The 19,065-nt window shown below is 62.2% G+C and carries 14 protein-coding genes; 3 read left to right on the top strand and 11 right to left on the bottom strand.

What is annotated here, in order from left to right; genetic code table 11:
* Positions 1-43 precede the first annotated feature (43 nt).
* The 9 genes from ACEW7X_RS05440 to scpB all read right to left on the bottom strand — a co-directional run bounded on the left by ACEW7X_RS05440 (position 44) and on the right by scpB (position 13,368).
* Positions 44-1,951 carry an ABC transporter ATP-binding protein gene (locus tag ACEW7X_RS05440; protein WP_068369146.1) on the bottom strand — a complete coding sequence of 636 codons (1,908 nt, stop codon included), beginning with the start codon at positions 1,949-1,951 and terminating at the stop codon, positions 44-46.
* 246 nt (positions 1,952-2,197) lie between these two features.
* Positions 2,198-4,021: a translational GTPase TypA gene (gene typA, locus ACEW7X_RS05435; RefSeq protein WP_068369149.1), complete on the bottom strand. Its 1,824-nt coding sequence runs from the start codon at positions 4,019-4,021 to the stop codon at positions 2,198-2,200.
* Between the two features lie 10 nt (positions 4,022-4,031).
* Positions 4,032-4,772 carry a tRNA pseudouridine(55) synthase TruB gene (gene truB / locus ACEW7X_RS05430; protein WP_068369151.1) on the bottom strand — a complete coding sequence of 247 codons (741 nt, stop codon included), beginning with the start codon at positions 4,770-4,772 and terminating at the stop codon, positions 4,032-4,034.
* 41 nt (positions 4,773-4,813) lie between these two features.
* The gene (gene rbfA, locus ACEW7X_RS05425; protein WP_068369155.1) at positions 4,814-5,215 is read right to left on the bottom strand and encodes a 30S ribosome-binding factor RbfA; all 402 of its coding nucleotides are present in this window, start codon (positions 5,213-5,215) and stop codon (positions 4,814-4,816) included.
* A 6-nt stretch (positions 5,216-5,221) separates the two neighbouring features.
* Positions 5,222-8,284: a translation initiation factor IF-2 gene (infB, locus tag ACEW7X_RS05420; RefSeq protein ID WP_134838219.1), complete on the bottom strand. Its 3,063-nt coding sequence runs from the start codon at positions 8,282-8,284 to the stop codon at positions 5,222-5,224.
* 61 nt (positions 8,285-8,345) lie between these two features.
* A complete protein-coding gene (nusA, locus tag ACEW7X_RS05415; RefSeq protein WP_127773487.1) occupies positions 8,346-9,839 on the bottom strand; it encodes a transcription termination factor NusA in 1,494 nt (497 codons plus the stop codon).
* Positions 9,836-10,315, bottom strand: coding sequence for a ribosome maturation factor RimP (gene rimP, locus ACEW7X_RS05410; RefSeq protein ID WP_068369469.1), 480 nt, complete (start codon positions 10,313-10,315; stop codon positions 9,836-9,838). The genes nusA and rimP overlap by 4 nt, the downstream gene beginning before the upstream one ends.
* Positions 10,316-10,738: 423 nt before the next feature.
* Complete coding sequence (locus ACEW7X_RS05405) at positions 10,739-12,499, bottom strand: pseudouridine synthase (protein WP_420177713.1); 1,761 nt, start codon at positions 12,497-12,499, stop codon at positions 10,739-10,741.
* Positions 12,500-12,519: 20 nt separating this feature from the next.
* Complete coding sequence (scpB, locus tag ACEW7X_RS05400) at positions 12,520-13,368, bottom strand: SMC-Scp complex subunit ScpB (RefSeq protein ID WP_083969492.1); 849 nt, start codon at positions 13,366-13,368, stop codon at positions 12,520-12,522.
* 502 nt (positions 13,369-13,870) lie between these two features.
* Between scpB and ACEW7X_RS05395 the strand changes: the two genes are divergently transcribed.
* Together ACEW7X_RS05395 and ACEW7X_RS05390 are read left to right on the top strand one after the other, a co-directional pair.
* Positions 13,871-14,461, top strand: coding sequence for a malonic semialdehyde reductase (locus tag ACEW7X_RS05395; RefSeq protein WP_068369168.1), 591 nt, complete (start codon positions 13,871-13,873; stop codon positions 14,459-14,461).
* Between the two features lie 409 nt (positions 14,462-14,870).
* Complete coding sequence (locus ACEW7X_RS05390) at positions 14,871-16,070, top strand: MFS transporter (RefSeq protein ID WP_068369171.1); 1,200 nt, start codon at positions 14,871-14,873, stop codon at positions 16,068-16,070.
* A 106-nt stretch (positions 16,071-16,176) separates the two neighbouring features.
* Here the strand turns inward: ACEW7X_RS05390 and ACEW7X_RS05385 are convergent, their stop codons facing one another.
* Positions 16,177-16,782 carry a TetR/AcrR family transcriptional regulator gene (locus ACEW7X_RS05385; protein ID WP_253595732.1) on the bottom strand — a complete coding sequence of 202 codons (606 nt, stop codon included), beginning with the start codon at positions 16,780-16,782 and terminating at the stop codon, positions 16,177-16,179.
* 101 nt (positions 16,783-16,883) lie between these two features.
* On the opposite strand from ACEW7X_RS05385, the gene ACEW7X_RS05380 reads away from it, so the two are divergent.
* Complete coding sequence (locus tag ACEW7X_RS05380) at positions 16,884-18,266, top strand: coniferyl aldehyde dehydrogenase (RefSeq protein WP_420177712.1); 1,383 nt, start codon at positions 16,884-16,886, stop codon at positions 18,264-18,266.
* 48 nt (positions 18,267-18,314) lie between these two features.
* Here the strand turns inward: ACEW7X_RS05380 and ACEW7X_RS05375 are convergent, their stop codons facing one another.
* Positions 18,315-18,827 carry a DUF2501 domain-containing protein gene (locus tag ACEW7X_RS05375; protein WP_165389976.1) on the bottom strand — a complete coding sequence of 171 codons (513 nt, stop codon included), beginning with the start codon at positions 18,825-18,827 and terminating at the stop codon, positions 18,315-18,317.
* Between the last annotated feature and the right edge of the window lie 238 nt (positions 18,828-19,065).

Below are 19,065 nucleotides of genomic sequence, written 5' to 3'. Positions count from 1 at the left end.
CCACGGCAGCAGTCCGCTGCCGTGGCGGCGCCTGCTGCCCTCATTACACCTCGGCCTGTTCCTCGGTCAGGAAGCCGCCGCTCTGGTGCTTCCACAGCCGGGCATAGATGCCGCCCTGGACCAGCAATTCAGCATGTGATCCCATTTCCACGATCCTGCCACGCTCCAGCACGATCAGCCGGTCCATGGCAGCGATGGTCGACAGGCGGTGGGCAATTGCAATCACCGTCTTGCCTTCCATCAGGGTATCCAGGCTGGACTGGATCGCCTGCTCCACCTCAGAATCCAGCGCGCTGGTGGCTTCGTCCAGCAGGAGAATCGGCGCGTTCTTCAGCATGACACGCGCAATGGCAATACGCTGGCGCTGCCCACCGGACAGCTTCACGCCGCGTTCCCCCACTTGCACATCGTAGCCGGTGCGGCCCTGCGCATCGCGCAGCGTCATGATGAAATCATGGGCCTCGGCCTGGCGCGCCGCAGCCATCATTTCCTCGTCGCTGGCATGCGGACGGCCATACAGGATGTTTTCGCGGATACTGCGATGCAGCAAGGACGTATCCTGCGTCACCATACCGATCTGCGCCCGCAGGCTTTCCTGGGTAACGGACGCAATATCCTGGCCGTCGATCAGAATGCGGCCCGCGCTGACATCGTGAAAGCGCAGCAACAGATTCACCAGCGTCGACTTGCCTGCCCCGGAACGGCCGACCAGGCCGATTTTTTCACCGGGCCGGATATCCAGGCTGAGATCGTCCAGCACCAGGCGGCCCGAATAGGGCTCACCGCCCTGCTTCTTGCCAGACTCGTGATCATGCCGGGCATCATAGGCGAAGGACACGGACTCGATCTGCACGTGCCCGCGTGCGATGCGCAGTGGCTGGGCGTCTTTGGCATCGCGGATGCTTTGCTCCCTGGCAATGGTATTCAGACCATCCTGCACCGTTCCCAGGTGTTCGAACAAGGCCGCCACTTCCCACAGAATCCAGTGCGACAGGCCGATCAGGCGCAAGGCCATCGCCGTGGCCGCCGCCACTGCCCCCGGGCCGACCTGACCCTGCACCCACAGCCACAACGCCATGCCGGCGGTAGACAGGATCAGCAGCACCATCAGCGAGTGATTGACGATCTCGAAACCGCTGACCAGGCGCATCTGCCGGTACACCGTAGACAGGAACTCCGTCATTGCCGAACGCGCATATCCCGCCTCGCGACCGGCGTGGGAAAACAGCTTGACCGTCGCAATATTGGTATAGGCATCGGTAATCCGGCCCGTCATCAGCGAACGGGCGCTGGCCTGCGCCGACGCCGTGCGCGCCAGCCGCGGCACGAACCACACGATGCAACTGAGATACAGCAGCGCCCATAGCCCGAAGGGCAACAGCAATATCGCATCGAAGCCGCCGATCACATAGGCCATGGTCGTGGCGGTGATCAACATGAACACCAGCACGTCGCCGATGATGATGCAGATATCCCGCACGGCCAGCGCCGTTTGCATGACCTTGGCCGACACTCGTCCGGCGAATTCGTCCTGGAAGAATGCCAGGCTCTGGTCCAGCAGCCAGCGATGGAAGCGCCAGCGCAGCATCATGGGGAAATTGCCGGCCAACACCTGATGCTTGATGACCGTCTGCAAGGCGATCAGCACAATGCTGCCGAGGATCACCGCCCCCAGCAACAGCAGTGTCCCGCCCTCGTCAGGCCAGAGCCGGTCGGGCTGGACCTTGGCGATCCAGTCCACCAGATTGCCGAGCATTGCATACAGTGCAGCTTCGAAGGCGCCGCAAAGCGCCGTGAACAGCACCATCAACAACAGCCAGCCCCGCGCACCTGCCGTGCAAGCCCATATGAACGACATCACGCCGGTTGGCAAGGGCCGGCCACTGGCCTGCGCCGCAGCGGATTCCGCCGCACTGAAAGGCGGCAGCTTCTTCTCGAACCATCGAAACATGTAACCCCGCTAAAAAAGACCGCGCCCTGTTGGAACCGGCTGTCCGGCCGTGCCGACAGCTTGCCCCAGGATAGTGCCCGGCGACAGGAAAAACCACGCCAGCCGCAGGGACTGGCGAAGAAAACGAAACCGGGCGCCTGTACGGGCGCCCGGTTTCGGATACGGCTGCCGGACGTCCCTGACGGGACTGTCCTGGCATGAGCTCAGCGCGACTGCGCGCGTAACGGCAGCTTAACTCGCGGCCGCTTAATTCGCGCCTTCGCGCGCCATGCGGCGACGCTCATGCTCTTGCAGGTAACGCTTGCGCAGACGGATCGACTTCGGCGTCACTTCCACCAGCTCGTCGTCGTCGATGAACTCGACTGCATATTCCAGCGTCAGCTTGATCGTCGGCACCAGGTCGATGTGTTCGTCCTTACCGGAAGCACGCACGTTGGTGAGCTTCTTTTCGCGCACGGGGTTGACCACCAGGTCATTCTCTCGGCTATGGATACCGATGATCATGCCTTCATACAGGGGATCGCCCGGGTTCACGAACATACGACCGCGATCCTGCAGCTTCCAGAGGGCGTAGGCCACGGCCTCGCCATCGTCCTGGCTGATCAGCACGCCATTGCGACGCTCACCCACGCTACCTTCGCGCACGACGTCATAGCTGTCGAAAATGTGGCTCATCAGGCCGGTGCCGCGGGTCAGGGTCAGGAACTCGCTCTGGAAGCCGATCAGGCCACGGGCCGGAATACGGTATTCCAGGCGCGTACGGCCACGGCCGTCCGGCACCATGTTCTGCAGGTCACCCTTGCGGCGGCCAAGCTCTTCCATGACGCTGCCCTGATGGCCGTCTTCCAGGTCCACCGTCAGCATTTCGAACGGCTCGTGACGCACGCCGTCGATTTCCTTGAACACCACACGCGGGCGCGAAACCGCCAGCTCGTAACCTTCGCGGCGCATGTTTTCCAGCAGAATGGTCAGGTGCAATTCGCCCCGGCCCGCCACTTCGAACACGGTATCGTCGTCGGTATCACGCACGCGCAGCGCGACGTTGGACTTCAGTTCGCGGTCCAGGCGCTCGCGGATCTGGCGGCTGGTGACGAACTTGCCTTCGCGACCTGCCAGCGGCGAGGTATTGACCATGAAGTTCATGACCAGCGTCGGCTCGTCGATGCGCAGCAGCGGCAGCGGTTCCTGGTTCAGCGGGTCCACGACCGTGCAGCCGATACCCAGCTCTTCGATACCGTTGATCAGTACGATGTCGCCAGCTTCGGCCTCATCCACCAGCACGCGGTCCAGACCACGGAACTTCAGCACCTGGTTGATACGGCCCTTGCCCGTTTCGCCGTCGGGGCCGAAACGATAAACCACATCCATCCCGGGACGCACGCGGCCGCGATTGATGCGGCCCACGCCGATCTTGCCGACGTAGCTGCTGTAGTCCAGCGACACGATCTGCAGTTGCAGCGGGCCGTTGGGGTCATCGTTACGTTGCGGCACGTACTTTAGGATGGCGTCGTACAGCGGACGCATGTCGCCGTCGCGCACGTCTTCGGTCAGGCCGGCATAGCCCGACAGGCCCGATGCGTAGATCACCGGGAAGTCCAGCTGCTCTTCGGTCGCGCCCAGCTTGTCGAACAGGTCGAACGTTGCGTTGATGGCGAAATCCGGACGCGCGCCCGGACGGTCGATCTTGTTGACCACCACGATGGGCTTCAGGCCCAGTTCCAGCGCCTTGCGCGTCACGAAACGGGTTTGCGGCATGGGGCCTTCGACCGCGTCCACCAGCAGCAGCACGCCATCGACCATGGACAGCACGCGTTCGACTTCGCCACCGAAGTCCGCGTGCCCCGGGGTGTCGACGATGTTGATATGCGTCCCTTCGTACTCCACCGCACAGTTCTTGGCCAGAATCGTGATGCCACGTTCTTTTTCGATATCGCCGGAGTCCATCACACGCTCATCGAGGTGCTGGTTCTCACGGAACGTGCCCGATTGGCGCAACAGTTGATCGACGAGCGTGGTCTTGCCGTGATCGACGTGAGCGATGATGGCAACATTACGCAATGCGCGGGTCATAGAAAGTCCTTTAGGTTCGAGACGCGGGGGATAGGCCCGCGGGTAATTCTTCCAGGCCGATCAGGGCCTGCTTGGGATCGTCCATGGACTGCAATGCTTCCAGTTCCACGGCACGATCCAGTGTGAAAGGCCCCGCCTGGGTCCGGCGCAATGCCGTCAGGTGAGCGCCGCAGCCCAACTCCCGGCCGATATCCTGGGCCAGTGTGCGGATATAGGTGCCCTTGCTGCAGGCCACCTCGATGACGGCGCTGCGACCGTCGAATTCCAGCAACTCCAGCCGGTGAATCGTGACGGTGCGCGGAGGACGTTCAATTTCAACCCCCGCACGCGCATACTCATACAACGGCTTGCCGTCCTTCTTCAGGGCGGAATACATAGGCGGTATTTGCTGCAATGTGCCACGGAATCGTGACAACACTTCGTCCAGCGCCGCCGCTTCAACACCGCTGAACGACTCGGGCGCCTGGCTGACGATATTGCCAGTCAGGTCGCCACTGTCGGTTTCCTCGCCAAAAGCGAGGGTTGCCACATAGGTCTTGTCGGCATCCAGCATGGCACCGGCAATTTTGGTCGCCTTGCCCATGCAGCAGATCAACAAGCCCGTGGCAAAGGGATCCAGCGTGCCGGTATGACCGGCCTTGGCCGCATCCAGCGCACGCTTGGCGCGCTGCAAGGCGTGGTTGCTGGACAGGCCCACGGGTTTGTCCAGCAACAGCACTCCATCGAGCATCTGCCCGCGTCGTCTGGCCATCTTGTTTGTCCGGAAAGTTTGGAAATGCAAACGACGGCCGCTCAGGCCTTGTCGTCAGGCTCGTCAGGCACGCCGCTGTCGGGACCCGAGCGCATGGCACGGTCGATCAGCTGGGACATTTCCAGGCCGCGGACGATCTGGTCGTCATGCAGGAAATGCAGCGTCGGCACGGTGTGGATGTGCAGCATGCGATACAGCTGCGAGTGCAGCCAGCCAGCCTTCTCGTTGAGCAGGACCTGGGTGGCGTCGGGTTCGGCGCCCAGCACGGTGAAATACACCTTGGCATGGGCGTAGTCCGGCGTCAGCTCGACACCGGACAGCGTGATCAGGCCGACGCGAGATACGTCGAACTCGCGCTGGATCAGGCCGGCCAGATCCTTCTGGATCTGTTCGGCCAGCCTGAGGTTGCGGCCTGGGATGGACTTGCTTTTATGTCGGCTCATTCGTTCTTACAGCGTCCGGGCAATTTCCTTGATCTCGAAGACTTCGAGCTGGTCGCCCACTTCAATATCGTTGTAACCACGCAGCGTCAGACCGCAATCGAAGCCAGACTTGACTTCCTTGACGTCGTCCTTGAAGCGGCGCAGCGAATCCAGCTGGCCGGTCCATTGAACCACGTTGCGGCGCAACAGGCGCACTTGCGAATCGCGGCGCACCAGGCCTTCCAGCACCATACAACCGGCGATGTTGCCCACTCGCGACACACTGAAGATCTCGCGGATCTCGACCAGGCCGATGATCTCTTCGCGCTTTTCCGGTGCCAGCATGCCGGACATGGCAGCCTTCACCTCATCCACGGCGTCGTAGATGATGTTGTAGTAGCGCACGTCCACATCGTTGCTTTCGGCCAGCTTCTTGGCGCTCTGGTCGGCACGGACATTGAAGCCGATGACGACGGCGCCGGAGGCGATGGCCAGGTTGATGTCGCTTTCGCTGATGCCACCCACGCCGGCGTGGACCACCTGCACTCGGACCTCGTCGGTTGCCAGCTTGAGCAGCGACTGCGCCAGTGCTTCCTGCGAACCCTGCACGTCGGTCTTGATGATGAGCGACAGAGTCTGCGTGCCTTCGCGCATGTTGTCGAACATGGATTCCAGCTTGGCAGCCTGCTGACGCGCCAGTTTGACGTCACGGAACTTGCCTTGGCGGAACAGCGCGATTTCACGCGCCTTGCGCTCGTCGTTCAGCACCATCAGTTCATCGCCAGCGGCAGGAACTTCGGTCAGGCCCTGGATTTCCACCGGGATGGCGGGACCGGCCGAGTTGGTCGGCTTGCCCGTATCATCGAGCATGGCGCGGACACGGCCGTAGCTGGCACCTGCCAACACGGCGTCACCACGATGCAGGGTGCCGCTCAGCACCAGGATGGTTGCCACGGCGCCACGGCCCTTGTCCAGGCGGGCTTCGATGACCAGGCCCTTGGCCGGTGCATCGACCGGCGCCTTGAGCTCCAGCATTTCTGCCTGCAGCAGCACGTTTTCCAGCAGGTCGTCGATGCCCTGGCCGGTCTTGGCAGACACAGGCACGAACGGGATATCGCCGCCGTATTCTTCCGGCACGACTTCCTCTGCCACCAACTCCTGCTTGACGCGCTCGGGGTTGGCTTCGGGTTTGTCGACCTTGTTGATCGCCACGACGATGGGCACGCCCGCCGCCTTGGCGTGGTGAATGGCTTCGCGGGTCTGCGGCATCACGCCGTCGTCCGCCGCCACCACCAGGATGACGATGTCAGTGGCCTTGGCGCCACGGGCACGCATTGCGGTAAAGGCTTCGTGGCCCGGGGTGTCCAGGAAGGTCACCATGCCACGTTCCGTATCCACGCTGTACGCGCCGATATGCTGGGTGATGCCGCCGGCTTCGCCAGTGGCAACCTTGGTGCGGCGGATGTAATCCAGCAGCGAGGTCTTGCCGTGGTCGACGTGGCCCATGACGGTCACGACCGGCGCACGCGGCAGCTCGATCACTTCGGATTGTTCCGCTTCCTGGTCGATCAGGAAGGCTTCCGGATCATCCAGCTTGGCGGCGATTGCCTTGTGGCCGAGCTCTTCGACCACGATCATCGCGGTTTCCTGATCCAGCACCTGGTTGATCGTCACCATCTGGCCCAGCTTCATCAATTGCTTGATGACCTCGGCTGCCTTCACGGCCATCTTGTGGGCCAGGTCGGCCACAGTGATGGTTTCCGGCACGTGGACTTCACGCGAAATGAATTCTGCCTGAGCGGGCTGCTGCGCCGAATTGCGGTCACCCTGACCACGACGGCCGCCCTTGCCACCCTTGCCGCCCTTGCCTGCCTTGCCACCGGCACGCCAGCCTTCGCGGGCGCCGGGAGCGGCCTTGTCGGCCGGCTTCTTGCGGGCGCTTTCATCGGACCAGGACGAAGACAGCTCGGCTGCCTTGACGACCTTCTTGCCACCGGTTTCTTCCTTGGCGGCCTTGTCCTTTTCCTTGCCCTTGCCAGCAGCAGGCTTGTGCAGCGTCGTCGCCGGCTTCGTTTCCGGTTCCGGCGCACGCAACACCTTGCGCGGACGGTTCAGCATCTCGCGCAGGGCGGCAGCTTCCGCTTCGGCGCGGCGGCGAGCCGCTTCGCGATCGGAATTGCCACCTTCGTTTTCAGTTGCAGCGGCACGCGGTGCGGAAGCAGGCGGCTCGCCACGGCGCAGATTGCGCAACGGGCTGAGCGCGGGCTTGCGGGCACCGGCCGGAGCGCCTGCCGCAGGCGCGGCAGGACGGCCCGCAGCAGGCTGTGCAGCCGCTGCAGGTTTCTTGTTTTCCTGCCGTGCCTGGGGCGCAGCAGCGCGGCCGGCTTCATGATCTTGCCTGGACGACTGGGTCTCGCCGCGATCCGCGACGGACGGCGCAACAATCTTATTCAAAGGAGCTTCCGGTTCCTGTTTCTCTTCTGGAACTACCGCTGCGGGCTCGGCAGCGGCACTTTCAACCACGGGCGCGGGCTCGGCCAGCACCTCGGGTTGCTTGACGACTTCGGGCGCCGCCGGTGCGGCTTCCACCGCAACGGGTTCGGGCGCCTGCGCCGGCGTCTGGACTTCAGGTTGAGCCACGGACTCAGCCACCGGCGTATCAACCGGTGCGGCCTGGACCGGAGCAGCGTCAGGCTTGGCCGCCACGACAGGTGCGGGAGCAGCCGATTCTGGCGCGACTACCGGTGTGGGAGCAACTGCCGCTTCGGCAGGCGCCGCCGACGTATCCAGCGTATCGCGCTTCACGAAAACCCGCTTCTTGCGGACTTCCACGGAAATCGTGCGCGAACGTCCGCTGGCATCGGCCTGGCGGATTTCGGAAGTCTGCCGACGGGTCAGCGTGATTTTCCGCCCCCCCTCCGCAGAACCTTCCTTGCGGCGCATCCAATCCGACCGCTTCGCCTTATCGCTATCAGTGACGGCATCGTCTACCGATTTGAGGTCAACACCTGCTCCCCTGAACTGCTCAAGCAGCACAGTTGCAGATATTTTCAGCTCACTAGCGAACTGGGCGACGGTATTACTCGACATTCGGCTCTCTCTCAACCTGATGACTTCTATTCTATCTATGGCTCATGACAGCAGACACGCGTCAATCAGCAGACGCGCTGCCCTCATCATTGAACCAGTGGGCCCGGGCGCGCATGATCAGCTCGCTGGCGGTCTCGGCGTCGATACCGGCCAGTTCGGCCAATTCGTCGGTCGCCAGTTCCGCAAGATCATCGCGGTCCTTCACACCATGCGCATCCAGAACTGCCAACAGTTCCGGCGTCACGCCTTCCAGCGTGTCCAGGGCCAGATCCGGCTCCTGGCTGGCGTTGCGCTCGGCTTCTTCTTGCAGCGCATTGCGGGCACGGGCACGCAATTCGTTGACGGTATCTTCGTCGAAGGCCTCAATTTCCAGCAGCTCGTGGATGGGCACATAGGCCACTTCCTCGAGGCCGGTAAAGCCTTCGTCGATCAGGATGTTGGCGATTTCCTCATCCACATCCAGCTTGCCCATGAAGATCTCACGCCAGGCCGCACGTTCGGTCTCGGCACGGTCCTGGCTTTCCTGCGGCGTCATGATATTGATCTGCCAGCCGGTCAGCTCGGAGGCCAGACGCACGTTCTGGCCCTTGGCGCCGATGGCCTTGGGCAGGTTTTCTTCGTCCACCACGACATCCATGGCATGGCGGTCTTCATCGACCACGATGGATTCGACATTGGCCGGCGCCAGGGCACCGATGACGAACTGCGCCGGATCTTCCGACCACAACACGATGTCGACCTGTTCTCCGCCCAGCTCGTTGCGCACGGCGGTCACGCGCGAACCGCGCATGCCAACGCAGGTACCGATGGGGTCGATGCGCTTGTCATAGGCGACCACCGCAATCTTGGCACGCATGCCGGCGTCACGCGCGGCCGCCTTGATTTCCAGCAGGCCCTGTTCGATTTCGGGCACTTCATTCTCGAACAGTTCCTTGATGAATTCGGGCGACGTGCGCGACAGAATGACCTGCTGGCCACGTGCAGCATGATCCACCGTCTTCACATAGGCACGCACGCGGTCGCCGATGCGCAGGTTTTCCTTGGGGATCATCTCGGAGCGCGGCAGGCGCGCCTCAATACGGCCCAGGTCGATGATGCAATCACCCTTGTCCATACGCTTGACCGCGCCGGACACGATGCTTTCACCGCGCTCTAGGAAGTCATTGAGCACCTGTTCGCGCTCTGCGTCGCGGATCTTCTGCAGAATAGCCTGCTTGGCTGCCTGGGCGCCGATGCGCCCGAACTCGACCGGCTCGAGCGGCTCTTCGATGTACTCGCCCACCTGAATGCCAGGCACGGCCTCTTCCGCGTCGGACAGCAGTTCTTCGCGATCCGGTGCCTGCAGGCCGGCCTCGTCGGGCACAACCAGCCACCGGCGGAAGCCTTCGTGCTCGCCCGTCGTACGATCAATCGACACGCGGATGTCCGCGTCGTCCTTGAAACGTTTCTTCATGGCCGAGGCCAAGGCGCCCTCGACGGCTTCGAAGACCACTTCACGGGCCACGTTCTTTTCACGCGCCAGCGCATCGACCAACAAAAGAATTTCGCGACTCATCGCTTTTTGCCCTTGAAATTCAGAAGCGGATCCAGCTTGGCGCGCTCGACGTCGTCGAACACGAACTTCAAGACCTGAACCTCGCCCTTCTTTGCCTCAAATTCCAGCTCAAACCCGGCGGCGTCGCCGCCCTCGGCTTCGGCCACTCGCAACACGCCAGAAAACACCTTGCGGTTCTCCAGCGGCTCGCGCAGTTTGATTTCGACCCGCTCGCCCGCAAAACGGACGAAATCCGCCTCACGGCGCAACGGCCGGTCGACGCCGGGAGAACTGACCTCCAGCCGCTGGTAGTCGATGTTCTCGACCTCGAAAACGCGCGAAAGCTGCCTGGATACCTGCTCGCAGTCTTCCAGGGTCACACCGCCTTCGCGGTCAATGGTTACTCGCAGCAACCCCTGGGCGGCACGTTCGACGTCGACCAATTCGACACCCATGCCCGCCAGGGCAGCTTCCGTCAATGCGTATAAATCTGCCATATTCAAAAAAAATGGGCTGTGATCGCCCAGCCCATATGTTGCGCCTGTGCCAGGCACCATCATTGCCGTTGAGAGCGACCAGGAATTACCTGGAGCCGGCAGCGGCGCGCCAGCCTGAAGGCCGGAGCACGCCGACGACCGGCGCTGCTCCTGCGCATGGCGCCTGCCGTCTGCCACGCCAACCAATGCAGCGCAGACAAAATCCGACAAGACCATGAAAACAGTGGATTTTAGCAGAAATCGCCACTGAACGCCTAAAGTAGGCGTTCGATGTACCAAAACCACAGAATCCGGCGGCCTGCAGCAGCAAGATGCCATCCACCGCGAAAGCATGAACGCTACGGCCCGCCGCAAGACACCTGCCTGCCATGGGCAGGCGCCTGCAACATCATCAGGCACTCCCGCCACGGGCCGCGGAAATGCTTAGCGCCCTTCGCGGCCGCCGGACAGGAAGCCCAGGCGCGACTCGTGCGCCGCCGGCCCCTTGGGCTGCCAATCATCACCCTTGTCGCGGGCGCGGCCTTGCGGCTTGCGGCCCTGGGACTGCGGCTTGGCGGCCTTCTGCTGGCGCGGTGCGGCGCCTGTCCCCGACTTGGCTGCCTGTTTGGCGGCCGGCTTGCCGCCGGCACCTGCGCGGCGACGCGGTTGCTGAGACTGGGTCGCCACGGCATCCCCCTCAGCGGCAGCACGCGGGCCACGCCCCTGACCTTGCCCCTGCGCCGGCTTGCCGGCCCGGCCACCCGGCTTGGCCACGCGACCGCCCCCCCCCTTGGGCTTGCCAGCACCTTGAGATTGCCCGGCCAGCGGATGCCCATTGGCATAACCACCGGAAATCATCAAACCCGACGTAAACGGATCCAGGCTGCCATCCTTGCGGCCACCCTGCAACTTGCCGCGCTTGCCTACCCGTGCGCCGCTCATGCCATTGCGCTCCATCGTGCCGAATCCCGGCGGCAGCGCACTGTCATGCGACAGAGGCTGGGCGGGGCGCCGCCCCTTGCCCGTTCCTTCTTCATCGCGCAGCAGCCCCATACTGACCAGCAAGGCCGTCACGACCTGCGCATCCAGCTCTTCCCAGCGACCACGCTTCAGATTGCGCGGGAGCACGACATCACCGAAGCGGGTGCGGATCAGCCGGCTGACGGTCACGCCGGCCTGCTCGAACATGCGCCGCACTTCGCGATTACGGCCCTCGTTGAGGGTGACGCGATACCAGCGATTGCTGCCTTCTCCACCGATGAATTCAAGGCTGTTGAATGCGGCACGCCCATCCTCGAGCTCAACCCCATCAAGCAGCGCCTGGCGCTGATCGTCGCCCAGATCACCAAGGACACGCACCGCATATTCACGTTCCGCACCATAGCGGGGGTGCATCAGGCGATTGGCCATATCGCCGGAAGTCGTCAGAATCAGCAGCCCTTCGGTATTCAGGTCCAGGCGACCAACGGACAGCCATTTGCCGACCTTCATTTTGGGCAGGCGCGCGAACACATTGGCGCGGCCAGCCGGATCATCATGACTGACGATTTCCCCTGCGGGCTTGTGATACAGGATGACGCGCGGCGGCTTCTTGGCGTTGGGGCGCGTGATCAGCTTGCCATTCACACGCACCAGGTCATCAGGCTTGACGCGCTGGCCGATGTGCGCCGGCTCGCCATTGACGGACACACGGCCGGCAACGATCAACTCTTCCATGTCGCGGCGAGAACCGATGCCCGCATCCGCCAGCACCTTGTGCAGCTTGGGCATCACGGCATCGCTGGACATGAACTTGCCCAGCCGTTGAGCCGTCTGCGCAGAGCTCTCCAGATAGGCCAGCGCTTCCTGGGCTTCTTTTTCAGTGCCGGCAACCACTGCCTTGCCTTCCGCCGGCGCCGCCTGAGCCCCCGCCTTCGAGCGGGCTGCCCCACCCTTGCCCGCCGAGCGGGCCCGAGGCTGGCGGCGCGGGGCAGCAGGAGCCCCCCCCTCTGCAGCGGGCGCAGCCGTGCCGTCCTGAGCAACTGCAGTCACGCCGCCCTCAGCACTTTCGGCACCCTCACCAGGCTGCGAGGACGCCCCCTTATCCGTGCGGCGACGGCGGAACGGCGTGCGCAATTTTCGCCCCCGAGTACGCGCCACGCCTTCGGGCGCATCGCCAGACCCGGCTTCGGCTACCACGCCGTCCTGCTGCAAGTCATTGTCCATATCGACCCAAACTCCGTATTTCAATTATCTTGTTTATTGTCAGCCCCGGCAGCATCGGCTGCTGTTGCAGCGCCATCCGCTTCGGCGACGCCCGTTGCTTCGGGCGCCTCATGCATTTCCATTTCGTGCTGCAGGGGCAACTGGCCGGCAGCTTGCGCACGGCTCATGCCATCAGCTTCTGCCTGATGCGCAGAATTGATTCCTGCCGGCAAACCGGGATCTCCGGTTTCCGATGCGCCAACAGCCTGGCTGGGCACATCGTCCTGCTGTCCTGCTTCAGCCATTTCCACGCTGCCCGCCGCTTCCGGCGCCGCGTCCAGCAAACCTTGCCCTATGGCAGCCAGTTCGGCATCATCCAGCGCACGCAGATCCGGCAATTCGTCCAGCGCACGCAGGCCAAGATCGTCCAGAAACTGCCGCGTGGTCGCCAGCAGTGCTGGCCGCCCCGGCGCCTCACGATGACCCACGACCTCTATCCAGCCGCGTTCTTCCAGCACCCGGATAATCTGCGTCGACACCGTCACGCCGCGAATATCTTCAATATCACCCCGGGTGACTGGCTGGCGCCATGCAATGATGGCCAGGGTTTCCATCACGGCCCGCGAGTACCGGGGCGAACGCTCGGGGTTCAGCCGCTCAAGGAAAGGCTGCATCGCCGGCGTGGACTGGAAGCGCCAACCCGAAGCCAGCTCCGTCAGGACCAGACCCCGCCCCTCCCAACGCACCTGCAAATGCTCCAGCCAGGCACGCACCTGGGCACTCTCGACCAATGGCGCACCGAATAGCTTGCGCAATTCAGCAAGCGACATAGGCGCCTCTGCGCATAACAGCGCCGCCTCGAGCACTACTACAGCCTCGTCGTCGTTCATGAAATCCCAATGCGTAAGGCAACGCATGTACCGTCGCAACCTCCCCGCAGGACGGGGAAGAACGGCACAAACCTGGACGCAAAACTTTATCTATCGGCAGGTGCAGACCACTTCCATTCTGCCGTTAAGGCAGATGTCGGAGTAGTTGCTACTTTCAATTACCGGAATTCAGACCCGTCAAGAACCCTGCTGAAACTGCTCAGGGGCGGCGCCTGGAAAACAGCAGGACGATGCATGGATACACCGCCGGCGGCGTCCGATGGACGCAGCTACCGGCAAGCGGCGCATACAGAAACCCTGCTTTCTATGGGCGAATTATAACGGCAATGCCTCAAGCTGTGTGCAACCCATTCATCCAACGCCCAACAGCTGTTGCAGGCGCCTTCAAAACCGTTTCTATTTCCCTTGCGGTAATAAGCTAACACCCTATCGGAAACACACCGCCCAGATACAATAAAAACGCATTTCCTCATCACACAGATCGAGACAGGACACACTCTCCATGAGCACACCTCTGCCGCAGGATGCCATCGCGCAATTGTTCACTGATGCGCACAGCATCCATCAGTTCACCAGCCAGCCCGTCACTGACGACACCCTGCACCAGCTTTATGAACTGCTGAAGTGGGGCCCCACCGCGTTCAACGCGCAGCCCGGCCGCTATGTCTTCGTACGCAGCCAGGAAGCCAAGCAACGTCTCGCGCCAGCGCTGGCCGCAGGCAACCTGGACAAGACGCTGGCCGCACCGGTCACCGTCATCATCGCCCAGGACTCCGCGTTCCACGAACAACTGCCGACCCAGTTCCCCGGCTACGACGCGCGCAGCCTGTTCATCAACAATCCCGGCCTGCTCGACCCGACGGCTTTCCGCAACAGCTCGCTGCAAGGCGCCTATCTGATCATCGCCGCCCGCGCCCTGGGCCTGTCGGTCGGCGCCATGAGCGGCTTCGATGCAGCCAAGCTGGACGCCGAATTCTTCCCCGACGGCAAATGGAAAAGCAACTTCCTGGTCAACCTCGGCTATGCCGCTCCTGGTGCGGGCTTCCCGCGCGGCCCCCGCTTGCCCTTCGACGAAGCCGCCCGCATCCTCTGAGTCCCATCACTTAAGACCCACTATCGCAGCCCACATCTATCGGGATATGCGACTCACCATCGCCCGCAGCAACTCTGCTGCGGGACACCAGAGGGCGGCGTCTCGGCGCCTGCCCCTGAGCTGCAGCATGCCTGCCATCCACATGCCAGGCCTTTCTCTTCAGGCATAGCTCGGACGTCCGCCACATGCCGGCCGCGAGCACCGCCCCGCCCAACGCTGCCACCTAGCCTGGCAACGCCTCCCACGCGCCCCATCCGCTCCCACCCAAACCAGTACGCCACGCGTATTCCATGGCTTCCTGCCGCGCACGCAAATCGGCTATCTTTCATCGGATGGCACATAAGCAAACCCATAACAATATATACTTCAATATATAATTTATTTATAAACTTATCCCATCCCATTTCCCATGCCCGCCACACTTTCTCCGACTCGTCAGCGCAATGTCGCCGTGCTTACCGGCGCCCAGGCGCTGGGCGCCGCCAGCCCCGCCATCATCATTTCACTGGGAGGATTAGTCGGCCAGAACCTCTCCGCCAACCCGGCGCTCGCCACGCTGCCCGTCAGCACTTTCCAGGCGGGACTGGCGCTCGGCACATTGCCCGCCGCCTACCTGATGCACCGATTGGGCCGCAGGAATGCCTACCTCATCGGCGCCTGCATGGGCATCATCAGCGGACTGCTTGCCGCCTATGCCATTCTGTCCGGCTGGTTCGCGCTATTCTGCCTGGGCACCATCATTGCCGGACTCTATAGCGCCTACGTGCAAAGCTACCGTTTTGCCGCCACCGACGGACTCGATGCCATCCAACGTCCGCGCGCCATTTCATGGATCATGGTAGGCGGCCTGGCCGCGGCCATCATCGGCCCGCAGATCGTCATCCTGACCCGTGACATCTGGCCTGACACCCCTTTTGCCGCCAGCTTCATCGGCCAATCGGTATTGGCCCTGTTGGCGCTGCCCCTGCTCGCCATATTGCGGGCCCCGGAAAAAAACAAAATCCACCCGACCGAGGACGCGCCAGCCGCCAGGCCGCTGCGCGAAATCGCCAGCTCGCTGCCATTCATTACTGCCATCGCCACAGGTGTCGCCTCCTACGGCCTGATGAGCTTCCTGATGACGGCCGCGCCCATGGCGATGGTCGGTCACGACCATTCCCTGAAAGATGCTTCGCTGGGCATCCAGTGGCATATCCTGGCCATGTTTGGCCCCAGCTTCTTCACAGGTAAATTGATACAGCGCTTCGGCAGCGTCAACATCGCCGCACTGGGGCTGATCCTGATTGGCGCTTCTGCAGCCACGGCCCTCAACGGCATGAGCGTGTCTCACTTCTGGCTGGCGCTGGTACTGCTGGGCGTAGGCTGGAATTTCAGTTTCATCGGCGCCACCGACATGATCACCGCCACGCATACCCATGCGGAACGCGCCAAAGTCCAGGCCGCCAACGACTTCATTATGTTCGGCGTGGTCGCCATTGCGTCGTTCTCGTCCGGCCAGTTGCTCAGTACCTCCGGATGGGACAGCCTCAACCTGCTGGTCTTTCCGCTGGTAGGCGGAGTGCTGCTGCTCATGCTCGCCAATCATTACCGCGCGCGCCGCTGGCACTGAACCCACCTACCGCCGTGCATGCTCCTGCATGGACGGCGGCGGCGCAACACGCTCCGGCTTCTGCCTGCGGCCTGCCACGCCCCAGGGCACTGCAGGCATGACTGGCCTAGACATTCCCCAGCCCATCAAACAGGACCGTCAGCGCACCTTCCAGCGCATGGGGTCCAACTTTCTCAGGCAAAAGCAGCCCATCCATACTGAGCAAGGCCAAGCCATGCACCATCGCCCAGCATGCCGCCACCTGGGCGCGTACGTCGCCTGGACGCAATTGCCCGTCGGCCTGGCCGCGCTCCAGTAAATCCACCAAAACGCCCAGCGTGGAAAGCGCCCGCTCGCTCAAATGAATCTCCGTCCCGGAGCCGGCATCCGCACTGAACATCAGACGGTACAGGCCTGGGTTAGTGGTGGCAAAACAAATATAGCCTTGTGCCATCGCGAAAATCGCTGCACGCAAAGAGGCCTCTCCGGCATCGGTCGCACGAGCCAGGGCCGCCCGCAACTGATCGAAACCGATGAGCGAGACCTCTTTCAGCAACGCGGCTTTATCCGCAAAATGCTTGTAGGGCGCGGCATGACTGACTTGCGCTCGACGCGCCACCTCACGCAGGATGAATTGCCAATTTTTGTCCTCATGCAACATCGTCATGGCGGTGTCAATCAGCGCACGCTTCAGATCTCCGTGGTGATAAGGACGATCGACAATATTCGACATGGTTTCCTTGATGACTATCTCCTGACAACTCGATGTTGACACAAGTCACTTTCAAGCGCTTAGGCCCCACAATGTTGTCACTGTCAACATAAGAATCCGCCATGAATGAAAATGACGATGCCCTTCAGCTCGAACGTACCCTCATGCGGCAGCGCACAGCCTTCCTGCGTGACCATGCCCCATCACTGGAACGTCGCCGAGCCGACCTGACAAAGCTGCGCAGCGCCATCCTGGCCAACAAGGACGAGATCGCCACAGCGATCAGCAGCGACTTCGGGCATCGCTCTCGACACGAGACTGCCATCATGGAGTTGATGACGCTCATCATGGGAATCGACTATCTACACAAGCACCTGCGCCGCTTCATGCGACCGACGCGCCGCCGCGTGGCGCTGGCCATGCGCCTGGGCAGCGCCCGCATCGAGTATCAGCCACTCGGCGTAATAGGCATCATGGCACCGTGGAACTACCCGTTCTCGCTGGCTGTGATGCCACTGGCAACAGCCATCGCCGCAGGCAACCGGGCACTGATCAAACCTTCCGAATTCACACCAGCCACCAGCGCCCTGCTGGCCAGGCTACTGGCCGACATTTTTCCGGAAGAGCAGGTGGCAGTGATACAAGGCGATGCACGAACGGGCGCTGCCTTTTCGGCGCTGCCATTCGATCACCTGGTGTTTACCGGCAGCACGGCAGTTGGCCGCGCAGTCATGAAAGCAGCCAGCGCACACCTCGTGCCCGTCACTCTGGAATTGGGCGGCAAATCGCCAGTCATCGTCGCCAGCAACTTCGATCTGGACCGGGCAGCAATAGGCACGGCCTATGGCAAGCTCGCGAATGCAGGCCAGACCTGCATCGCACCGGACTATGCCCTGGTTCCCGAAAAAGCACTGGATCGCTTCATCGGCGCCTTCGACAAAGCCGTCCACGCGCTATACCCGGACGGCCCCACCAGTGCGGATTACACCTCGATCATCAACGAGAGGCATCATGCTCGCCTGACCGGGCTAATCGAGGATGCGCGCGCCCAAGGCGCTCGTATCCTCGAAATCGGAGCCAAGCCAAAAGATGCATCCTTGCGCGCACACACGCTAGCACCGACCCTCATTCTGAACGTGACCGATGACATGAAAATCATGCAGGAAGAGATATTCGGACCGGTCCTGCCAATCAAGACCTACCATTCGCTCGATGAGGCAATCGCTTATGTCAATTCACATCCGCGCCCTCTTGCCCTCTATTACTTTGGCCATGACGACGACGATCGGCGCAAAGTACTGTCGCGCACGACCTCTGGCAATGTCACGGTCAATGGATCGCTCACGCACTACGCGCAGGAAGACCTGCCTTTTGGCGGCGTCGGCCCAAGCGGCATAGGGGCCTACCACGGGAGACAGGATTCTTGGATTGTTCCTGCGATAACCCGCTTCGCGCGTGTCTCGCGTACGGTTTCAAGCCTTATGCCATCGGCACCAAAGACTTGAAACCGAAACTCTGTATTCTGGCACCATGAAAACGCCAGAATACGTGTTTCAGATCAGCGAACCAGCATGTTCCAGCACCTGATCGCACGCCTTTCGGGTCAGCTCTTCCTTGAAACCGCCACCGCTAAGATCAACGCTGCCATCACTACCCAGCACCTTGCCTTGCAGGCCGCTCAGGAAATCCGGATTGCTCTCGGCTTTCTTCTGCCCCCCAAGCGAACCCAGCAGTTTCTCCTGGACATTTTCGACGGCATTGCCGGACAGATAGTTATTCTTGACGCAGAACTGCAGCAGGCCGGCCACATTGCCCGTACCGGCAGACGCCAGCGAAGGCAGGCCCAAACCGGCAGCATCTCCGGCCAGATTGCCGACGGACCCCAGATTGCCCAGCCCGGACAGCCCGCTGCCACCGGAAGACGCCGCCGGCGCCTCTTGCGCGGAGCCGGACGAAGAACCACCCAAGGCGCCCTTCACGCTATCGAGCAATTGCGCCTGCGCGGCACCCGATGCGAATGCCAGCGCGGCAGCCAGACCCAGGGCCAGACGGAATGATTTTTTCATGCTGATTTCTCCTTGAATGCCAGGACAATGCGACAGACAGAACCCTGCCGGCCACATCCAGTACGCCAGAAAGCACGGCGATAGACCCATCGTAGCCGCTTGAACCCACCACACTCGCCCAGCCCGAATCAAGAAGCGTCAAAAATCGTGTCTCATTCAAGCGAGAACCGGAAACGCCAGGCCATTCATGCGCGTGCTGCGTACTAATCAGAACGTCTGCCTGCATGACTGGCAAATC

Source organism: Kerstersia gyiorum (genome assembly GCF_048595715.1).
GTDB classification, from domain to species: domain Bacteria; phylum Pseudomonadota; class Gammaproteobacteria; order Burkholderiales; family Burkholderiaceae_B; genus Kerstersia; species Kerstersia gyiorum.
This window is presented reverse-complemented; position numbering and strand designations above follow the sequence as displayed.

Excerpts from the sequence above, each read along its gene's own strand:
- ACEW7X_RS05395 (WP_068369168.1), top strand. The coding sequence starts at position 13,871 with ATGAGCACACCTCTGCCGCAGGATGCCATCGCGCAATTGTTCACTGAT.
- ACEW7X_RS05375 (WP_165389976.1), bottom strand. The coding sequence starts at position 18,827 with ATGAAAAAATCATTCCGTCTGGCCCTGGGTCTGGCTGCCGCGCTGGCA.
- ACEW7X_RS05385 (WP_253595732.1), bottom strand. The coding sequence starts at position 16,782 with ATGTCGAATATTGTCGATCGTCCTTATCACCACGGAGATCTGAAGCGT.
- ACEW7X_RS05405 (WP_420177713.1), bottom strand. The coding sequence starts at position 12,499 with ATGGACAATGACTTGCAGCAGGACGGCGTGGTAGCCGAAGCCGGGTCT.
- ACEW7X_RS05380 (WP_420177712.1), top strand. The coding sequence starts at position 16,884 with ATGAATGAAAATGACGATGCCCTTCAGCTCGAACGTACCCTCATGCGG.
- rimP (WP_068369469.1), bottom strand. The coding sequence starts at position 10,315 with ATGGCAGATTTATACGCATTGACGGAAGCTGCCCTGGCGGGCATGGGT.
- ACEW7X_RS05390 (WP_068369171.1), top strand. The coding sequence starts at position 14,871 with ATGCCCGCCACACTTTCTCCGACTCGTCAGCGCAATGTCGCCGTGCTT.
- typA (WP_068369149.1), bottom strand. The coding sequence starts at position 4,021 with ATGACCCGCGCATTGCGTAATGTTGCCATCATCGCTCACGTCGATCAC.
- rbfA (WP_068369155.1), bottom strand. The coding sequence starts at position 5,215 with ATGAGCCGACATAAAAGCAAGTCCATCCCAGGCCGCAACCTCAGGCTG.
- infB (WP_134838219.1), bottom strand. The coding sequence starts at position 8,284 with ATGTCGAGTAATACCGTCGCCCAGTTCGCTAGTGAGCTGAAAATATCT.
- scpB (WP_083969492.1), bottom strand. The coding sequence starts at position 13,368 with ATGAACGACGACGAGGCTGTAGTAGTGCTCGAGGCGGCGCTGTTATGC.
- ACEW7X_RS05440 (WP_068369146.1), bottom strand. The coding sequence starts at position 1,951 with ATGTTTCGATGGTTCGAGAAGAAGCTGCCGCCTTTCAGTGCGGCGGAA.
- truB (WP_068369151.1), bottom strand. The coding sequence starts at position 4,772 with ATGGCCAGACGACGCGGGCAGATGCTCGATGGAGTGCTGTTGCTGGAC.
- nusA (WP_127773487.1), bottom strand. The coding sequence starts at position 9,839 with ATGAGTCGCGAAATTCTTTTGTTGGTCGATGCGCTGGCGCGTGAAAAG.